At 46.8% G+C, this 20,391-nt stretch carries 13 protein-coding genes; 11 read left to right on the top strand and 2 right to left on the bottom strand.

Going from position 1 to position 20,391, the window contains the following annotated elements; all coding sequences use genetic code 11:
* Window positions 1–70: 70 nt before the first annotated feature.
* Together QUB68_RS21645 and QUB68_RS21640 are read left to right on the top strand one after the other, a co-directional pair.
* A complete protein-coding gene (locus QUB68_RS21645; protein WP_332996425.1) occupies window positions 71–5,539 on the top strand; it encodes a trifunctional serine/threonine-protein kinase/ATP-binding protein/sensor histidine kinase in 5,469 nt (1,822 codons plus the stop codon).
* A 242-nt stretch (window positions 5,540–5,781) separates the two neighbouring features.
* Entirely contained in the window at window positions 5,782–7,434 is a 1,653-nt protein-coding gene (locus QUB68_RS21640) for a calcium-binding protein (RefSeq protein ID WP_332996278.1), read from the top strand.
* 102 nt (window positions 7,435–7,536) lie between these two features.
* Here QUB68_RS21640 and QUB68_RS21635 read toward each other — a convergent pair whose 3' ends face one another.
* A complete protein-coding gene (locus tag QUB68_RS21635; RefSeq protein WP_332996276.1) occupies window positions 7,537–7,986 on the bottom strand; it encodes a hypothetical protein in 450 nt (149 codons plus the stop codon).
* 315 nt (window positions 7,987–8,301) lie between these two features.
* Here QUB68_RS21635 and QUB68_RS21630 point away from each other — a divergent pair, with 315 nt between their 5' ends.
* Window positions 8,302–9,144, top strand: coding sequence for a photosystem II manganese-stabilizing polypeptide (locus tag QUB68_RS21630; protein WP_332996274.1), 843 nt, complete (start codon window positions 8,302–8,304; stop codon window positions 9,142–9,144).
* Window positions 9,145–9,706: 562 nt separating this feature from the next.
* Complete coding sequence (locus QUB68_RS21625) at window positions 9,707–10,480, top strand: RNA polymerase sigma factor SigF (RefSeq protein WP_332996272.1); 774 nt, start codon at window positions 9,707–9,709, stop codon at window positions 10,478–10,480.
* A gap of 240 nt (window positions 10,481–10,720) precedes the next feature.
* Here the strand turns inward: QUB68_RS21625 and QUB68_RS21620 are convergent, their stop codons facing one another.
* Entirely contained in the window at window positions 10,721–11,887 is a 1,167-nt protein-coding gene (locus QUB68_RS21620) for a pyridoxal phosphate-dependent aminotransferase (protein ID WP_332996270.1), read from the bottom strand.
* Between the two features lie 235 nt (window positions 11,888–12,122).
* On the opposite strand from QUB68_RS21620, the gene QUB68_RS21615 reads away from it, so the two are divergent.
* The 7 genes from QUB68_RS21615 to nrdJ all read left to right on the top strand — a co-directional run bounded on the left by QUB68_RS21615 (window position 12,123) and on the right by nrdJ (window position 20,315).
* Window positions 12,123–12,635, top strand: a complete 513-nt coding sequence (locus tag QUB68_RS21615) for an adenine phosphoribosyltransferase (RefSeq protein WP_332996268.1) — start codon at window positions 12,123–12,125, stop codon at window positions 12,633–12,635.
* Between the two features lie 401 nt (window positions 12,636–13,036).
* Entirely contained in the window at window positions 13,037–14,077 is a 1,041-nt protein-coding gene (locus QUB68_RS21610) for an ABC transporter permease (RefSeq protein ID WP_332996266.1), read from the top strand.
* A 111-nt stretch (window positions 14,078–14,188) separates the two neighbouring features.
* Entirely contained in the window at window positions 14,189–14,827 is a 639-nt protein-coding gene (locus QUB68_RS21605) for a Uma2 family endonuclease (RefSeq protein WP_332996264.1), read from the top strand.
* Between the two features lie 465 nt (window positions 14,828–15,292).
* Entirely contained in the window at window positions 15,293–17,455 is a 2,163-nt protein-coding gene (locus QUB68_RS21600; protein WP_332996262.1) for a DUF4394 domain-containing protein, read from the top strand.
* A gap of 205 nt (window positions 17,456–17,660) precedes the next feature.
* Window positions 17,661–17,945: a hypothetical protein gene (locus tag QUB68_RS21595; protein WP_332996423.1), complete on the top strand. Its 285-nt coding sequence runs from the start codon at window positions 17,661–17,663 to the stop codon at window positions 17,943–17,945.
* A 30-nt stretch (window positions 17,946–17,975) separates the two neighbouring features.
* A complete protein-coding gene (locus QUB68_RS21590) occupies window positions 17,976–18,665 on the top strand; it encodes a hypothetical protein (RefSeq protein ID WP_332996261.1) in 690 nt (229 codons plus the stop codon).
* Window positions 18,666–19,070: 405 nt separating this feature from the next.
* Complete coding sequence (gene nrdJ, locus QUB68_RS21585) at window positions 19,071–20,315, top strand: ribonucleoside-triphosphate reductase, adenosylcobalamin-dependent (RefSeq protein ID WP_332996260.1); 1,245 nt, start codon at window positions 19,071–19,073, stop codon at window positions 20,313–20,315.
* The last annotated feature ends 76 nt before the right edge of the window (window positions 20,316–20,391 follow it).

The following is a 20,391-nucleotide window of genomic DNA, read 5'->3' as shown; positions in this document are numbered from 1 at the left end:
CAGGAGTGGAAAACTCTATTTGCTTCTGTTAAGCTACGAACAGCCCGCAGATGAGGCAGATAATAAAAGTATGAAAAATCAAAATTTTACATTCACAGGTTATGAAATTGTCGATCGCATTTATTCAGGCACTCGCACCCTCGTTTATCGTGGAACTCGCCTCTGCGACGAAACACCCGTCGCCATCAAAGTCTTGCGCAACGAGTATCCCAGCTTCAGCGAACTGGTGCAATTTCGCAATCAGTATACCATTGCCAAAAACCTCAATTTACCCGGAATCATCGAAACCTACAGCTTAGAAGCTTACCAAAACAGCTATGCGCTAGTAATGGAAGACTTTGGGGGAATCTCTCTGAAAGAATGGACGGAACAAGGGGAAATTTTGCCGAATTTGAGTGAATTGTTGCAAATGGCGATCGACATCAGCAATACATTAGATATACTCTGCCGCCACCGCATCATTCACAAAGACATTAAACCCGCCAATATTTTAATTAATCCCCAAACAAAACAAGTCAAACTGATTGACTTTAGTATCGCATCTTTGCTGCCTAGGGAAACTCAAACCCTGATTAATCCTAACGTGCTAGAAGGGACACTCGGCTATTTGTCACCCGAACAAACGGGAAGGATGAATCGCGGCATTGACTACCGCACTGATTTCTATTCTTTGGGTGTTACTTTTTACGAATTGCTGGCGGGAGAATTGCCATTTCAATCGAACGATGCGATGGAATTGGTACACTGTCATATTGCCAAGCAGCCACCATCGCTGCATGAAATCAAGCCGGAAATTCCGCTGGTACTCTCCGAGATTGTCAGCAAATTGATGGCGAAAAATGCTGAAGACCGCTATCAGAGCGCTTTGGGGCTGAAATTTGACTTAGAATTATGTCTGCGTCAGCTAGAAGACAGCGGTCAAATTCGAGGTTTTGAAATAGCTCAGAGGGATATGTGCGATCGCTTTATCATACCAGAGAAACTATACGGGAGAGAAATCGAAGTAGAAACCCTACTCGCAGCCTTTGAGCGCGTTGCATCCCCCCTTACCAAGGGGGGACACAGGGGGGTAGAAATGATGCTAGTAGCTGGTTTTTCCGGGATTGGGAAAACAGTTGTAGTTAACGAAGTCCATAAACCAATTGTGCGGCAACGGGGTTATTTCATCAAAGGCAAATTCGACCAATTTAACCGCAATATTCCGTTCTCAGCTTTTGTGCAAGCATTTCGAGATTTAATGGGACAATTGCTCAGCGAAAGTGACGAGAATTTGGCGAATTGGCAAGCTCAAATATTGCAAGCACTAGGCGATAACGGACAAGTTATTATAGAAGTAATTCCCGAACTAGAAAAAATTATCGGTCAACAACCGCCCGCACTCGAATTATCTGGGAATGCGGCACAAAATCGGTTTAACTTGCTGTTCCAAAACTTTATTCAGGTGTTCACAAAACCTGAACATCCCCTGGTGATGTTTTTGGATGACTTGCAGTGGGCAGATTCCGCATCGCTACAGTTAATGCAACTGTTAATGTCAGAATCCGAAACAAGTTATTTATTAGTAATTGGTGCTTACCGAGATAATGAAGTCTCGCCAGTGCATCCGTTGATGCTGACACTGGATGCAGTCGTGAAAGCCGGGGCAATAGTAAATACGATCACGCTGGAACCGTTGAGTTCAGAAAGTCTAAATTACTTAGTTGCTGATACGTTCAATTGTACTCCAAATTTGGCAAGACCATTGACTGATTTGGTGGCTCAAAAAACTAAAGGAAATCCATTTTTTGCGACGCAGTTTCTCAAAGCACTGCATCAGGATGGGTTGATTCGTTTTACCCCCGTAGCCCCACCTTACCAAGGGGGGGCTACGGGGGGGTGGCAATGCGATCTTGTGCGGGTTCGGGAAGCGGCGCTGACGGATGATGTGGTGGAGTTTATGGCGTTACAATTGCAAAAATTGCCGCCAGCAACTCAGAATATTTTGAAGTTGGCGGCTTGTGTTGGAAATCAGTTTGATTTGGGGACTTTGGCAGTTATTTCTGAGCAATTGGCAACAGAAACGGCGGCGGATTTGTGGAAGGCATTGCAAGAAGGTTTAATCCTGCCTGAAAGTGAAATCTATAAGTTTTATGTGGGGCGGGAAATACGGGACGAGGCACAAAATTCGGAGGTGGTGAATTACAAGTTTTTGCACGATCGCGTTCAGCAAGCTGCTTATTCTCTAATTCCCCAACAAGAGCGAGCGCGCGTTCACTATCACATTGGACAATTGCTGCTCCAGCAAATTTTCCCCGCAGCTATAGAAGAGCAAATATTTTCAGTAGTCAATCAGTTGAATTATGGGATTACGCTGATTGAAGACCAAACAGAACGCGATAATTTGGTACAACTTAACCTCAAGGCTTGCCGCAAAGCCAGAGCAGCCACCGCCTATCAAGCTGCTCGCGAGTATGCTGCGATCGGGCTAAATTTGCTGGGAAGCAGCGCTTGGCAACGACAGTACCAGATGACATTGACTTTGCATGAGCTAGCCGCTGAAGTGGCTTCACTTTGTGGCGAATTTGACGAGATGAATCAGTGGATTGAGGCTGCGATCGATCGCGTCAGAACTCCTCTAGAGCAAGTGGGTTTTTACATTGTCAAGATTCAGGCATTGTCGTCCCAGAACAAGTTGTTAGAAGCAATTTCTATCGGTCAGTTGATTCTCAAAGAATTAGGAGTTGAGTTTCCCGATTCCCCTACATTACAAGATATTCAGCAAGCGGTGGAGGAAATTAATAGCTCGATCGCCGATCGAGCTATTGAAGATTTATTCGATCTGCCAGCGATGGTAGATCCCCAAAAGCTCGCCATGATGCAAGTGGCGACAAGTATGGGGCCTCCTTCCTATCTCGTGGGTTCGCCTCTGTTTTCGCTGGTAACGGCCTTACAGGTAAATTTATCTATCCAATATGGCAACAGTCGTACTTCAGCATTTGGCTATACTTGTTATGGCATTATTCTCAACAACTTTTGCCAAAATGTGACGGTAGCCGATCAATTTGGTCGATTAGCTTATCGTCTTGCCAGCGGCGCTGATGCCAAAAATATTCGCGCAGCAAGTTGTGTTGTGATCGGACTTTGTTTGCACCATCGCAAATCGCATTTACGGGAAACTCTCCCCATTCTTCAGGCAGGATATCAAGCCGGATTAGAAACAGGAAATTTAGAGTTTGTCGGGTATAATGTGTATGCTTTTTGTCTAAATTCTTATTGGTGCGGTCAACCTTTGGCAGAACTTGGGCCCCAAATTCGAGTATACCGTCAGCAATTACTCGATCTCAATCAATTAACGGCGGCAAATTATTGTTCGATATATTTAGGAACAACGCTGTTTTTATTGGGTAATCCAGACAATTTCGAGGTTTCTTTTGAAGACAATGGCTACGAGGAGAAGCTGGTTTCTCAGTCGCTTGCCTCTAATGATTTTTACCGACTTTTGAGTTTCTATCTGTACAGGGCGACGTTGAGATTCCTGCTGGGAGATATGGCCCGGGCCGCAGCAGATGTCGATCGAGCCAGACAGTATATAACGGCAGGCGTAGGAAACACTTGTGAAGCTGGTTTCTATTTCTATGACTCACTCATCGCCCTTGCTGCAACTCCTGAGTCCGAGGCTGAGTTAGAAACACAGCCGCAACGAGTTCAGGAAAATCAAACGCAATTACAGTATTGGGCAGAACACGCCCCCATGAACCATTTGCATAAGTGGCAGTTGGTAGAAGCAGAGAGATACCGAGTGGCCAAACAGAGGGCCGAAGCTATGGAAATGTACGATCGCGCAATTGCCGGAGCGAAGCAAAACGAATACATTCAAGAAGAAGCCTTAGCTAACGAACTAGCAGCTAAATTGTACCTCGATTGGGGCAAAGAAAAAGTGGCGCAATCTTATATGCAAGAAGCCTACTACTGTTATGCTAAATGGGGAGCCAAAGCCAAAATAGATGACTTAGAAAAACGCTATCCCAAACTTTTTGCTCCCATATTGCAGGCGAAACAAAATCGTTCTACACTCAGGGAAACCCGCCTCCAAACAATCAATAAATCCTCAGTTTTGCATCAAACATTTCAAGACACTAAATCTACCAGCAGTATTTCCGAAGCTCTCGATTTCCATACCATTCTCAAAGCCTCCCAAGCTCTATCAAGTGAAATTGAATTAGAAAAATTGCTGGCGGCACTGATGTCTGTGGTGATGGAAAATGCTGGGGCAACAAAAGCAGTTCTGCTGTTGCTTAAGGATGGGAATCTCGCAGTCGAAGCTGTTGCCTCCCTCAATCAAAATGTCATCTCAATATCTGTACCACTGTCAGCCAGCGAAGAGGTTCCTGCTGCTGTGGTTAATTATGTTAAGCGCACTTTGACAACTGTTGTTTTGGATAATGCCGCAGCACAAAACGATTTTATGGCAGAGCCGTATTTGATGGAGAAAAAGCCCAAAAGTATGCTGTGCGCGCCGATTTTAAATCAGGGTAAATTAATCGGGTTGCTGTATCTTGAAAATAACTTGACAATTGGGGCATTTACGGACGATCGCACTGAAGTCATCCAACTGTTGTGCGCCCAAGCTGCGATCTCGCTAGAAAATGCCCGCTTGTACCAACAATCTCAAGCTTACGGACAAGAATTAGAACGATCGCTCTTGGACTTGCAGCAAGCACAGTTACAACTCGTACAAAGCGAAAAAATGTCCGCCTTGGGCAATCTCGTCGCCGGAGTCGCCCACGAAATCAACAATCCCGTCGGCTTTATCAGCGGCAATATTGATGAAGCAACGACTACCATCAAAGATGTGATTAACCACTTGAAATTATATCAAGAAAAACTGCCAAATCCCGGCGCTGAAATCGCACAAGATGCTGAGGATATTGATTTAGAATATGCCTTAGCAGATTTGCCGAAGATGCTGTCATCGATGAAAGTGGGGTGCGATCGCATTCGGGGCATCAGCACCAGCCTCCGCACCTTCTCCAGAGCCGATCAAGACTACAAAGTTCCTTTTAATATCCATGAAGGCATTGAGAGCACGATCTTAATTTTGAAACATCGGCTGAAAGCTAACGAACATCGTCCTGCGATCGAAGTCGTCACAGACTACGGGAATCTTCCCAAAATCGAATGCTTTCCCGGTCAACTAAACCAAGTATTTATGAATTTGCTGGCAAATGCGATCGATGCCCTAGAAGAATCCAGTCAAGGACGCAGTTTTGCCCAAATTGAAGCGAATCCTAACTGTATCAAGGTGCGGAGCGGTTTGGAGGGCGATCGCCACATCCTCATTACAATTGCTGATAACGGTACGGGGATGACGGAAGCAGTGAAACAGCGGGTTTTTGACCATTTATTTACAACGAAGGCGGTAGGAAAAGGTACTGGGTTAGGATTGGCGATCGCCTGCCAGATTGTAGTCGAAACCCACGGCGGCACAATTGAGGTGAATTCCCATCTGGGAGAGGGGACTGAATTTGCGATCGTGTTACCTGTTAGCGAACAAAAGTAGAAGGCATTCGTCATTCAGGTTCGTAGTGAGGACTTTAGTCCTCAGAATTTGATGCGGACTAAAGTCCTCACTACAAACCTATTTGACGATCGCACATCAAGACACTCGCACCCATCTCCCTCGCGGCTGCGCCAGATTGCCAAAAACTCAACTATGCTAGCGTAGGCAAGCAGCAATGCCTTGTCACGAAGGCGATTGACATACTTTAAAGAATTCTTTTATTGAGGAGCGGTGTATCCCCTATGGCAAACCTGATCGGCACAGACAGCAACGACTTTATTCTAGGTAGTCCCCTGGGCGATCGAATTCGCGGCTTAGATGGCGATGACACGCTCTCGGGTGGGGGAGGAGATGACACCCTAGAGGGCGACGGCGGCAATGACCTGCTGCTGGGAGGCGACGGAGCAGATTCGCTGCTTGGGGGCGAAGGAAATGACGAACTCATTGGCAACCAAGGCCGCGATTTTCTTTCCGGCGGGAACGGCAATGACTCGATCCGAGGCGGTTTGGGCAACGATACCCTCGACGGCAACGACGGGTTAGACAGCTTGTTTGGAGACGCAGGGGACGACTTAGTTCGTGGCAACGCAGGCTTTGATCTGATTACCGGCGGCACTGGTAACGACACCCTCAGAGGGGGTGAGGGCGACGATTCGCTGTTCGGGAACGGTGATGACGACTTTCTCTACGGAGATATCGGGAACGATTCTCTCAACGGCGGTAGTGGCAGGGATCAACTGTTTGGCGGTGACGGCAACGACTACTTGCTGGGCAGCGACGGCGACGACACTTTGTACGGCAATGCCGGCACCGATTTGCTCTACGGAGAATCCGGCAACGACCAAATATTCGGTGGCAAGGCTAACGATACACTTTCTGGCGGCAGCGGTTTGGATACGATTCGCGGCGATGAAGGTGACGACTGTCTGATGGGAGATGAAGGCAACGACTTCCTCTTTGGCGGTAAAGGTAATGATGTTCTCGACGGTGGCTTTGGCGATGATTCTTTAGCCGGAGGTCTGGGCGACGATACAATCTTGGGCGGTTTTGGTAATGACAATTTATTTGGGGCAGAGGGTAATGATACTCTGATCGGAGGTGAGGGTTCGGATACTCTGACGGGCGGTAGCGGCAGCGATGTCTTTGGATTGGGAGCTGGCCCGGGAAGTTTGGCTTTAATTACTGATTACAATGAGGCAGAGGATTTCTTTGGACTGCCGACCACTTTATCTTTCGGTCAACTGCAAATTAGCCAAGGTAACGGCGCAAATGTCAGAGATACGGTAATTGCGATCGACGGTAAGCTGTTAGCAATTTTGGTCAACACTCCGTCGGGGCTGATCGATGCTAATGATTTTGTCGCTGTGACTGGGACGTTTAGCCCTAGGCTGATTCCGACGACGACTACGACGACGACTACGACGACGACTACGATTAGGACCGGAACTCCGACTGCAACCCCAACGGAAGCAACGACTCCAACTCCGACGACAACGACTCCGACTCCGACGGCTACGACAACGACTCCGACTCCGACTCCGGTAACAACTCCGACTCCGGTAACAACTCCAACTCCGGTAACAACTCCGACTCCGGTAACAACTCCGACTCCGGTAACAACTCCGACTCCGGTAACAACTCCGACTCCGGTAACGACTCCAACTCCGGTAACAACTCCGACTCCGGTAACAACTCCGACTCCGGTAACAACTCCGACTGCTTCGAGGATTCCGACTGCGCCGACAGTTAGCGTGCCTGATTCGCCCCTGCTGTCAATTAAGTCGATCGCCCCGACGCCTACTCCCGGACTCTTGCCGATGCCCGGCCAGACGCCGCTATTCCCGATGGCGGTGCCGAACCCAATACTGGTACCTCCTACACCTTTTGGGTTCTAGGTGTCATCGATTCGCTTGGATGGTGTTACCAGTTGCCAGTTGCGAGTGACTCCATTAACTCGCAACTGAAAACTTAGGCACTAACCCACTCAAAACTCATGATTATTTAAGGTGGTTTTGCTTTGTTTCGGCCGAGTCTTGAGGGGACTCGGCGGGATCATCTTCTAGGGGAGATAATTGTTGGGCGTACCCCAAGAGTGATCGAAGTTTCATGCGGTGGATGTAAGGCCAGCCGCCATTGGCTTCAATATTCCTGAGCAGTTTGTAAAGTGCTTGGCGATTGTCGGGAAAAGACGCTTGAAACAAACCGTCCCGAATTTCCTGGTGCGAAGCTTCCAGCCCCCGCAGCAGGGTCAAAAGCAACACGCTGTCTCCCTGACAACTTTCGGCTAAAGTCCGAATCGCCTCAGTCAGCGATTGCAGTTGAGACTGCAACTTTTCTGACTCTAAATTTTTGCCGTTGTCCATACCGCTGCTTCCTTTGAAATCTACAAGCCGTTTTTCCCCAGCCGCTGGTGTCAGCCGACTAATCGAGCTAGTGGCGATCGGCATTTGGGGCCAATAAGCAACGTAACTTAAGTGGTTGCCTTAAGCAATATTAATTTGCAATCCAAGTCAGGAAAAGAGCACAACCCGTCGTACCATGTGTATTGGGCTGCGATCCGAATTTTTTGAGAAATCAAAAGTTCTGGCTTATTTTCACTGCACTGCGCAAGATTTTTTGAGTCAAAGCCGGTGTCGGTGAAGCGAGCGCTCTGGATCTAAATGCTGCTATGGCGCTGGCCTAGCCTGCCGGCGGGCAATTATATTTTGCTCGAACTAGGGCTTTTTCTTAATATAATCCGATGTTGGATATTGAGGTTGGGAATGAAATATCGTGCTTTAATTGTTGCACTTTTAGCATTTTGCATGAGTGCGCTGGTTGCTTGTTCTTCTGCTCCTGACACGACGGTGGCTACTACCGAGTTGCTCACCTACGACGAGATTAGAGGTACGGGATTGGCTAATAACTGCCCTAGCTTGGCAGAAACTTCTCGGGGAGCGATCGCGATCGAAGCGGGCGGCACCTATAAACTGACTGGTATGTGTTTGCAGCCCACAACTTATTTTGTGAAGGAAGAACCTGCAAACAAACGCCAAGAGGCAGAATTTGTGCCTGGTAAATTGCTGACGCGGTTCACGTCGAGCATTGACCAAGTTCAAGGTACGCTCAAGGTCGGTACTGACGGGACTCTGACTTTTAAAGAAGAGGACGGCTTGGACTTTCAAGCAATTACGATTCAGTTACCAGGCGGGGAGCAAGTACCTTTCTTGTTCACCATTAAAGAACTCGTGGCAAGTTCCGAACCCGGAGTAGTTGCTATCAATACTTCTACGGATTTGAAAGGGGAGTTTAACGTTCCTTCTTACCGCAGCGCAGGCTTTTTAGACCCTAAAGGTCGCGGTGTATCCACGGGCTACGACAATGCTGTAGCGCTTCCGGCAACTGACAATTCCAAACTGAAACGGTCTAATGTTAAGCTGGCTGACACCCGCGCCAAGGCGGGCAAAATTTCTCTCCAAGTTGCTAAAGTCAACAGCGCCACTGGCGAAATCGGTGGGATTTTTGAGAGCACGCAGCCTTCTGATACTGATTTGGGAGCTAGACCCGCTCTGGACGTGAAAATTCGCGGTTTGTTTTACGCTCGCATTGAGCCTTCTGTGTCCTAAAATTGGTTTTCTGGTGCGATCAAATTTGAGCAGTTTTTTGCCCTAAAGCTACTGCTCGCCCTTCATTAGCCAACAGTCTCGAGCAAGATCACTTAAGACTGTTGACTAATGACTAAATTTATGATTTAAGTGTTATGAGTTACGACTTATTAAGTGAGATTTTAAATTAATTAAAATCTTGCATTTAAACAGCTTTTGGCTTATAATGTGGTGTGAAAAAAACTCCGTAAAATTACCAGAAAGAATTGGTTTAAAGCCTCCACCTTTTAGGGAGAAATTAAAATCAGACTATTCATTACTCCAATCCTCGGACTTCCAGGTAGAGGTCGCACTCCGAAGTCAACTGTCAACTGTCAACTGTCAACTGAATGAAGGATTTTACTAAATATTTTTCGATGACCGCGCCAAATCGCTGTGCAGCCCCAAAATTAAACTTGTGTGTCGGCTGTCACACTGATGAAGTGCTAGGATTACACCACAATCAAAATGATTTTTTTAGGCTAGATTGGAAACTAGCTCTAAAGCAACATCAGTCCTCTGCTCTACCAACCCTTATGCCACCATGTCTACCACAGCCCCGAACGAGCTAAAAAGCGAAAATTTACAGTTGTTGCGCGAGTACCAACATTCTGGATCGAATGAAGTCCGCAATCAGTTAGTTCAACTGAATATTGGACTTGTGAGAAAAGAAGTTTACCACTGGCTCAACCAGTGCGGTGAAGGCTACGACGATTTGCTGCAAGTGGGGTGCATAGGGTTGATTAGGGCGATCGAGCGATTTGATATGTCGAAGGGACACGCTTTTAGTTCCTTTGCAATTCCCTACATTCGGGGCGAAATTCAGCACTACTTGCGGGACAAAAGCCCTTCTGTGCGAGTTCCGCGCCACTGGCTGGCCCTGGAGCGCAAATCTGTCGCAGCAATCAAGGATTTGCAGGTGCAGTTCAACCGCAAGCCTACAGATGCTGAAGTAGCAGCAGTGCTTGAGGTTTCTGTAGAAGAATGGCGAGAAATTAAGTTGGCCCATCTCAACCGATCGCCTCTGAGTTTGGACGCGCCGGTGCAAGATGAAAATGAGGGGGCGACAAGTCTTGGAGAATTGGTGCCCGATAGCAAGTATCGGAGTTTTCAGTTAGCCCAAGAGGATCAAATTCGCGTACAGCAAGCTTTGGCGATGTTGGAAAAACGGACTCGCGAGATATTGGAGTTTGTTTTTCTCTACGATTTGACGCAGAAGGAAACGGCTGAACGCTTGGGTATCAGCGCGGTGACTGTTTCTCGGCGAGTTAAGAAGGGGCTGGATTTGCTCAAAGAGATTATGACCAAACAGCTTTAGTCATTAGTCAAACAGGGCATTGGGCATTGGCCAAACAGGGCATTGGGCATTGGGCATTGGGCATTTGGGCATTGGCCAAACAGGGCATTGGGCATTGGGCATTGGTCAGTAGTTAACAGTTAACAGTTAACGCTGTCAATAGTCAACAGTCAACAGTCAGCAGTCAACAGTCAACAGTCAACAGTTAGTCAGTTGCTACCGATAACTAATGACTAATGACTAATGACTAATGACTAATTTTTAGATGCTGCGGACAAATTTATCGAGCCTTTCTACGGCTTTTTTAATTGTGCCTAAATCGGTGGCGTAAGACAAGCGAATGTGGTCGTCTGCGCCAAAAGCAATGCCGGGAATGACTGCTACTTGCTGCTGTTCTAAGAAAGCATCGGAAAATTCCAGAGAATTCATTCCTGTTTTGCTGATGTTGACAAACATATAGAAAGCGCCGTCTGGTTTGATGCAGCTAATTCCGGGGATAGCATCGAGCAATTCAAATATTACCTCACGCCGATCGGCAAAAGCGAGGCGCATGGTTTCGACAGACTCTTGGCTGCTTTCCAAAGCTGCGATCGCGCCGTACTGTGCAAAGGTACACACGTTTGACGTACTGTGGCCTTGAATGGTGCTGGTGGCTTTAATTATTTCGATCGGCCCGGCTAAATAGCCAATGCGCCAGCCTGTCATTGAGTAGCCTTTGGCAAAACCGCTGCTGATTACCGTGCGATCGAAGATTTCCTTGCCCAGGGAACCGATGCTGACGTGTTGCGCGCCGTCATATATGATTTTTTCGTAAATCTCGTCCGAAACGACTAAGATATCTCGATCGACTATCACCTCGGCCAGCGCTTTGATTTCCGCCGGAGTGTACACCATTCCCGTCGGGTTAGAAGGCGAATTCAGCACAAATAACTTGGTTTTCGGAGTAATCGCCCCACTCAGTTGTTCCGGTGTAATTTTATATCCTGTAGAAGCATCTGTCCGTACAATTACGGGCTTGCCGCTGGCGAGTTTGACCATTTCTGGGTAGCTTAGCCAGTAGGGAGACGGAATAATTACTTCATCTCCAGGCTCGATCAGAGCCATCATCAGATTGTAGAGCGAATGCTTGCCGCCGTTGGTGACAATGATATTTTCCGGTTGATAGTTGAGATTGTTCTCATCGCGGAGTTTGCGGGCGATCGCAGCTTTTAACAGCGGTTCCCCAGCCACAGGGCCGTACTTAGTCTTCCCCGCGTCTAAAGCTTGCTTTGCCGCCGCTTTAATGTGTTCCGGGGTATCAAAGTCGGGTTCTCCCGTACTCAAACTACAGACATCAATCCCTTCGGCCTTCATGGCTTTAGCCTTAGCTGCGATCGCCAAGGTTATGGAAGGAGGAACCTCACCCACTCGTGCTGCCAACTTGATCATTGGATTTTAGATATTATATTTTTGACTTTAGATCATAGGGTGACAAATCTTGATATTCAACCCTGTTGTTAGGAAATTATGACATTTGTTTACATAGTACGTAAAGCATTAAGCAATTAAAGAATAAAAATTTAAGAAGTTCTTAGTTTGAATTTTATTTTAAAATTTTAAATTTTGAGGTTATCATTGTACCATTTTTGATGCCTCGTTACCCTCAACGCCGATCGGCAAGCTTATGGATCTCAAATCTCTGATTCGCGACATTCCTGATTTCCCGAAGCCGGGAATTATGTTTCGAGACATTACAACTTTGCTCAGCAACCCGCAAGGGCTGAGCTACACCGTTGACAGCTTAGCCGAAAAATGCTCTGCAATGTCTGCTGACTATGTGGTGGGCATGGAATCCCGCGGCTTCATCTTTGGCGCGCCTTTGGCTTATAAAATGGGAGTGGGCTTTATTCCTGTCCGCAAGCCGGGGAAACTGCCTGCGGAAGTTTATTTTGCGGAGTACGAGTTGGAGTATGGTGTCGATCGACTGGAGATGCACCGAGATGCGATGACAGCCGGCAGCCGGGTGCTGGTTGTGGACGATTTAATCGCCACTGGCGGAACAGCCGCAGCAACGGCTCAGTTGTTGCAGCAAGCGGGCTGCGAGCTTGTCGGTTTTGCTTTTATCATTGAATTGCAGGCTTTGGGCGGCAGGCAGAAATTGCCAGATGTGCCGATCGTCACGCTAGTTGAGTATTAGTCATCAGTCATTAGTCATTAGTCATTAGTCATTAGTCATTAGTCATTAGTTATTAGGTAAAGACTAATGACTGCTGACTACAATCCTGGACGAAGAACCTCTATCTGTAGGGTGCGCAGTGCGCACCTTGCCCCTATAAGTAGCGCGTCAACCATTTTTGGGCTTTAGTCATGCACTACTAACTAATGACTAACCTGTTCGACCTTAAAATTTCATATTTTTGGCGCAGGATGCCCACCCCACAATGATTTTAACAGTTTCAAAAATTCCCGCTATTTTTTTAAGCTTAGTAACTAATGACTAAGGACTGCTAACTAAGGACTAAGGACTAAGGACTAAGGACTAATAACTAATGACTAATGACTACTGACTAATGACTACTGACTAAGGACTAATAACTAATGACTTCTATTAAGTTAAATCGAAATTGGCGAATCTTGAGTTCTATATTTGGCAGCGAGACATTTACCTATGTTGTCAAGCGACTGTTACAGGCACTTTTAACCCTATTTTTAGCATCGGCTCTTTGTTTTGCAATTATTGAACTCGCACCGGGAAATTACTTGGATACTTTAAGCCAAAATCCGAAGATTTCGCCGGAGACACTCAAGCAACTCGAACAGCAGTTCGGCTTGGATAAACCAGCGATTGTCCAGTATGGGCTGTGGCTGAAACAAATTGTGACGCGGGGGAATTTTGGTACGAGTTTTGTGTATCAGCGATCCGTGGCGTCGCTGCTGTGGGAAAGAGTACCGGCGACACTGTTGATGGCGATCGCCTCTTTGATTGTAACTTGGGCGATCGCACTTCCTTTGGGAATTGTCGCGGCTGTCAATCAAAACCGCACAGTCGATCGGGTTTTGCAAGTAGTCAGCTACACCGGACAAGGATTTCCCAGCTTTATCACAGCTTTGCTGCTGCTATTTTTTGCTCAGAATACTTCGCCTCTTTTCCCCGTCGGAGGAATGACAAGCATCGACCACGCGGACTTACCTTGGTGGGGTCAAATCCTCGATTACGGCTGGCACTTAATTTTGCCAACAGTCGCCCTCAGCCTTACTGGTTTTGCTGGTTTGCAAAGATTGATGCGCGGACAATTGTTGGACGTGCTGCGTCAAGATTATATCCGAACAGCACGGGCTAAAGGTTTGCCGGACGATCGAGTAATTTACATTCATGCTTTGCGGAATGCTGTCAATCCGTTGATTACGCTATTAGGTTTTGAGTTTGCTAGTTTGTTGAGCGGTGCGTTTATTGCTGAATATTTCTTTAATTGGCCTGGTTTGGGTAAGCTGACTTTGGAGGCTGTGACCAATCAAGATTTGTATTTAGTAATGGCAAGTTTGATGGTGGGCGCTACTATGTTGATTGTGGGAAATTTGTTGGCAGATTTGCTGCTCAAGGCGGTTGACCCTCGAATTAAGTTGGAAAATCTTCAATAGTCAATTACATTCAGCCTTTTACTGGCTATGAACATTCAGAATTCATCCTAAATGTATTTCATAAATACCCCAGTCACTTTCAAATATGCGCCAAACTAGGGACTAACAATTATGCTATTGGAGTTAAGACAATTAAGGATTCAACCAGGTCAGCAATTACTCCTTGAGGAAGTTAGCTGGCAGCAATTGGAAAATATCTTAACCGAATTGGGAGAGCGTCGCACTTCTAGACTTTCCTACAGTAACGGACGGTTAGAAATTATGGTTCCCCTGCCCGAACATGAAAAAGCTAAGGAAATTATTGGCGATATGGTAAAAATTTTATTGAGCGAACGAGGCATTAATTATGAGTCCTTGGGTTCGACAACTTTGAAAAATGAACGCATGACTCAAGCCGTTGAACCCGATACCTGTTTTTACATTCAAAATCAAACGGCGATTATCGGTAAAAATCGCCTGGATATGAGTATCGATCCGCCGCCGGACTTAGCCATAGAAATTGACCTCACCTCTCGCACTCAGTTGGATAATTATCAAATTCTAGGAGTGCCAGAACTTTGGCGCTACGCACGACGAGGGCTACAAATTAATGTGTTGCAAGGGGGACAATATGTAGAGTCAGATTCTAGTCCCACTTTTCCAGATGTCCCCATTATAGAGTTAGTGAATCGTTACGCTCAGCAAAGTCAAGTTTCGGGCAGTAGCCAAACAATCCAAGCCTTTAGAGAGTGGGTACGGGAAAATCTGTAGCTTGAGAATATATAGCCTTTCTCAGGTAGATTTAGTCATTAGTTATCAGTCTTTATGAATATTTTTTCGAGGTTGGGAAAAGCCAATCGCGCAAATCCAGATGCAGTATGACAGGGGCTTTATAGCCTTTCTCAAAAACGTGAGTATAAATTTTGACCTGGAAAGCTTGACAATACAGGGTTTCTGCATACCTCTATCTGAGAACCGCTATAGTCATAGATGAGATGGTATTGAAAAGTAATTTATCAAGGTACAGATCCAAAATTATAAATTCAGCGTATACTAATAGTAGACTTCTGCAATAATTTTTGTGGTGCAGGCATCCAGCCTCCCCAGAAATTGCTTTTTTGGAGATTTCTAGAGTGCTCAAACTATTCTGACAGTGCGAATATTTGATGCTTGAAGCTGAGAATCAAGCCGCATTTATGGGACTGAGTTGTTGTCAATTTTATAGGGGATTAGATCGTGGCAGAAATTAGAGGAACCGCACAAGCAGACTTGCTAGCAGGAACTCCAGAAAATGACACTATTTTTGGTTTTGCAGGCAATGACACTATTGCGGGAAACTCGGGAAATGACAGCATTTTTGGTGGCAAACAAAACGATTTAATTGATGGCAATTCTGGTCAAGATTCGATTTTTGGAGATTTAGATAACGATACTATTAACGGCGGAGAAGGTAACGATTTTTTAGTGGGCGGGAAAGGCAGCGATATCATATCGGGAAACTCCGGCAATGATGTTTTGTCCGGCGATCGAGATACCGATCTCCTCATAGGCGGCGACGGGGCAGACGTATTTGTTTTGAGGCGCTACGCTGAGGCTGACCCTTTCCGTACCAGCGGCGGTGTTAGTTTGGCAAATGCGGACACGATCGCCGATTTTGCAGTCGGTACAGATTTAATCGGTTTGGCCGGAGGTCTCAGTTTTAGCGACTTGAATATTCTGGAAGCTGGAAACAATACTGTTATTCAAGACCGCGTAACAGGAGAATTTCTCGCTACTCTCCAAGGGGTGAGACAAAGTGCGATTAACCAGGCAAGTTTCACTAATAATATTAGCAGCGTTGTTCCCAACCCCCCGCCTCCAGCGAGGACAACGGCTTATGCTTTAACTCCTGCTAATCGGATTGTTGGTTTTAGTCTTTCCAATCCGGGAAGTGTGATCTCAGATTTGCCCGTGACTGGATTGCAAGCGGGAGAAAGTTTGCTGGGAATTGATTATCGCCCCGCTAACGGTGTGCTTTACGGTGTCGGTTCTAGCAATCGCTTGTATACTGTCAATCCGAAAACGGGGGAAGCAAGTCCAGTCGGTAACGGGCAGTTTGCTGTTCCTCTAACTCCGGGGGCTGCGGGTTTTGATTTCAATCCGACAGTCGATCGAATTCGGTTTGTCAATCAAGCCGGTCAAAACGCCCGCCTCAACCCGGATACGGGGGCAATTGTGGATGCTGACACGCTGGCGGGGGGAATTCAACTCGACGGGAATTTGGCTTACCGGGCGGGCGATCGCAATTTTGGAAGTTCACCAGCGGGTGTAGGGGCTGCGTATACTAACAATTTTGCCGGGTCAACTTCGACAACGCTGTTTGTAATTGACAGCAATTCAGACGTTTTGGTAAGGCAAGATCCGCCGAATAATGGAGTGTTGAATTCGATCGGGCCTTTGGGAGTTGATGCTACTAGCGTTCTCGGCTTTGATATCAGGAGTATTGGCGGCCGCGATGTCGCGGTGGCTGCACTGGAAGTCGGGGGCGTTTCGGGCTTGTACAATATCAATTTGACGACCGGTCAAGCTTCCTTGGCGGGTCAAATTGGCGACGGAAGACAGATTAACGGTTTGGCTTTGCCTTTGCCTACAGCTTACGCCTTAACTGTCAGAAATGGCGCCGAAACAATTGTCGGTTTTAACGAGGCGGCACCGCGGGCGATTCTCAGCGATGTGGCAGTTACGGGGTTGCAGCCGGGAGAAAGTTTGCTGGGGATTGATTTTCGCCCCGCTAACGGTTTGCTTTACGGCGTGGGTTCTAGCAATCGCTTGTACGCGATCGATCCGGTGACTGGGGCTGCAACTCAAGTCAGTAGCGGGCAGTTTGCTGTTGGGCTGACTCCGGGGGCTGCGGGTTTTGATTTCAATCCCACAGTCGATCGAATTCGGTTTGTCAATCAAGCCGGTCAAAACGCCCGCCTCAACCCGGATACGGGGGCAATTGTCGATTTTGACACGCTGACGGGGGGAATTCAACTCGACGGGAATTTGGCTTATGCTACGGGCGATCGCAATTTTGGCAATCCCGGCGCGGCTGCTGGGGCTGCGTATGTGAATAACTTTGCAGGGGCAGCTTCGACGACACTATTTGCAATTGACACCAATTTAGATGTTTTGGTGCGCCAAGATCCGCCGAATAATGGAGTGTTAAATACGATCGGGCCTTTGGGAATTGATGCTGGTACCGTTCTCGGCTTTGATGTCAGGAGTGTTGGCGGTAACGAGACGGCTTTGGCTGCGATCGATGTTGGCGGAGTTTCCAGCTTGTACAATATTAATTTGACAACAGGTCGGGCTGCGATCGTGGGTCAAATTGGCGACGGCAGGGGATTTAAAGGTTTGGCGCTAACTTTGATTTAGATTGTCGAGTCCGAGCGACGATCGAGTCCGGTTGAGCAGTTATAATTATTTCCCAGTGCAATTGCAGTGCGAGCTAGAAGTTCGCACTGCAATTCCCCATTCCCCATTCCCAATTCCCAATTCCCAATTCCCAATTCCCGATTCCCAATTCCCGATTCCCGATTCCCAATTTGAGTTAATCTATTATTTTGACGAAAAAGATAAAATGTTATCCCAAGTTTTTTACTTGCTGCGTTCTCGTGCTGACGGCAAATATATCAGCGCTTGTCCCAATCCAGATTCGGCGGTGAGTTACCTGCTGATGTTCCGCGAAGACTATGACGCTTTGAGTTATCTCAATGCCCACGCTGCTGATGTTGCCGATCGATTCGGGGTAGAATCGATTTCTGGTTCTTCTGTCAAAAAGCTGCTCGAACGTTGGGGATTTAACGGTGTGGGGGTTGTTCAAGACCCCCTGTTGCCAAATATTGAGTTTTTAACAACTCATTAAAGTTATTTTCCTTAAAATTGAACTCGAATCATGAATCTAAAAAAAAGGTTGCCACACTCTCCCTTTGCGATCGCCGCTTATTGCCTAATTATTGCGATCGGCATCATGTTTTGGGGCGGGCCGATTTCTGTAGCTGGAGCAGTTGCAGAATTGAGAATTGGCGAAGGGTCTAGCTCTGAGTTAGCCCTTCGTGAAGGTCATCGAATGACGATCGTGTCCGGACATTCTTTTTCATGCGATTGGAAAGATGCCTCCAATAACATCAATCGATGTAGAACGAACCTGAAAGGTCGATCGCTTGAGATTGAATTTAAGGTAGAACCCTTTGAAGTACCGCAGTGTAATATTAGATACAGCGAACAATCGTTTCAATGCGGCGGTTCTAATGACTACCGCCACAAACCCGGTCAAGCCGATCTCTGGATAGAAAATTCTCTGGGCTTAACAGACTTCGATCGAATTTGGCTTTTTTTAACCAATCCATTAGCCAATCTCTTCGGAAATATTACCGAAATTGATTGGGATAATATAACACCTATTTTGAATTGGGTAGTAGCCATTCTAATTGCAGCGGCACTCGGTTTGCACTTTATGCAAACACCCAGGGTTGGGTCGAGATTTGCAGGTTTCATTCTAATCGTGCCGATATCAATATTAATCAGACCGATCGTTTGGTGGTTTACACTATTAGTCTTGATACTAACCGGACACGTTGATTGATAAAGTAATAATAAGTAATAGACATCTCCCATAATTATTGTGGAACAGGCCGTCCAGCCTGTTCTTCACAGCCTTTTTGGAAGATGTCTAATAAGTGATAAGTGATAAGTGATTAACTCTCGAATTATAATTTCCATTTTCAAGCGCGGAAGCAAAGAGAGTAGTCATGCGATAAAGCCGTTTCCCGAATTCTCGGATGAGATTCAAAATAGCGTTATCGATCGCCTCGCCTTAAACGGAACTTACACCGTGTAATGGCTGTAGCGATCGCCCGATCGATCTCCCCGAGTACGAAGCCCCATATTTAGTGCAAATTGTCAAATTTGTCAAGCTTTCACCCTAAATCTGAATCCTGTTGTATATTCATAGTCTGTTGATATATTCCGACACGTCAGTACACAACCTATGGTTCGAGAATTAGAGCGATCGAGTGCCCGCGAGAAACGCCACCTGTCCGATTTCCCCGAAACAGCACCCGCAGCCAATCCAGTATTTTTCAGGACGTACAGCCGTCGTACCGAGACAGGGCGGGAGACTTGGGCCGAAGTGTGCGATCGAACCGTCAAGGGTCTACAAAAGCTGGGAAACCTCACCCCGGAAGAAACACAACTGCTGCACCGGATGCAAAACGAGCTCAAAACCCTCGCTTCAGGCCGCTGGCTGTGGGTGGGCGGCAGCAAATGGATCGAACAACCAGAGAACTTTTCCGGCGCATACAATTGCTCCTCAACAAATATCATCGACTGGCAAGCCTTTGGTTTGTTGATGGATTTGGCAATGATGGGCTGCGGCACAGGCGCAGTCTTGGAACCAAAATACATCAACCAACTGCCCCCGATCCGCAACCGCTTAACCGTGACAGTGCAAGGTGCGATCGGATCTACACCCGCTTTAGAACGCCGCCAAGAAACCGAAGTAAAAATAGACGAAAAAACCGCCACTATTTATGTCGGAGATTCCCGCCAAGGTTGGGTAAAATCCTATCAAGCTTTGCTGGAATTATCCACAGATGAAAGATTTGCCGGAGCAGCTCAAATCTTCATCGATTTGAGCGACGTTCGCCCGGTGGGAGAACCTTTAAAAGGCTTTGGCGGAGTAGCAAATCCGGTGAAATTGCCCGACCTTTATCAGCGGTGCGCCGCAATTTTAAATAAAGCTCAAGGGCGGCAATTAAATTCAGTTGAATGTTGCGTATTGATTGACGAAGCTGCGGTCACAATCGTCGCCGGCAATATTAGGCGCTCAGCAGGGATTCGTCAGTTTGATTCTAGTGATGAACTGGGCGCAAATGCTAAAAACAATCTGTGGCAACAAGATGAAAGTGGCAACTGGAAAATTGACCCCGAGCGAGATGCTTTGAGAATGGCAAATCACTCTCGCGTTTTTCATCATAAACCAACGCGGGAAGAATGTATTGATGCCGTTCGCCAACAGTATTATAGCGGCGAAGGTGCGATTCAGTGGGCGGGCGAAGCCGTAGCTAGAGCTAACGTTGACTTAATTTCAACACCGAGTCTTAAGCTTGAGTTTTTGAAAGCTTACGATGAAGGAAAAGCTAAACAGTGGTTGCAGGAACGTCATCCTAATATGACTGCGGAAGAATTAGAGCATCGGTCAGTCCGTTTGGGCTTAAACCCGTGTGGTAAGTAATTTTGCCTCACGTTAAAAACCTCGCAAATACGGGGAAAGCTGAAATGCTAATCCCGTGGTAATCAGAAGAAATAAA

The sequence above is a fragment of the Microcoleus sp. A006_D1 genome, from assembly GCF_036702805.1.
Taxonomy (GTDB): Bacteria; Cyanobacteriota; Cyanobacteriia; order Cyanobacteriales; family Microcoleaceae; genus Microcoleus.
This window is presented reverse-complemented; position numbering and strand designations above follow the sequence as displayed.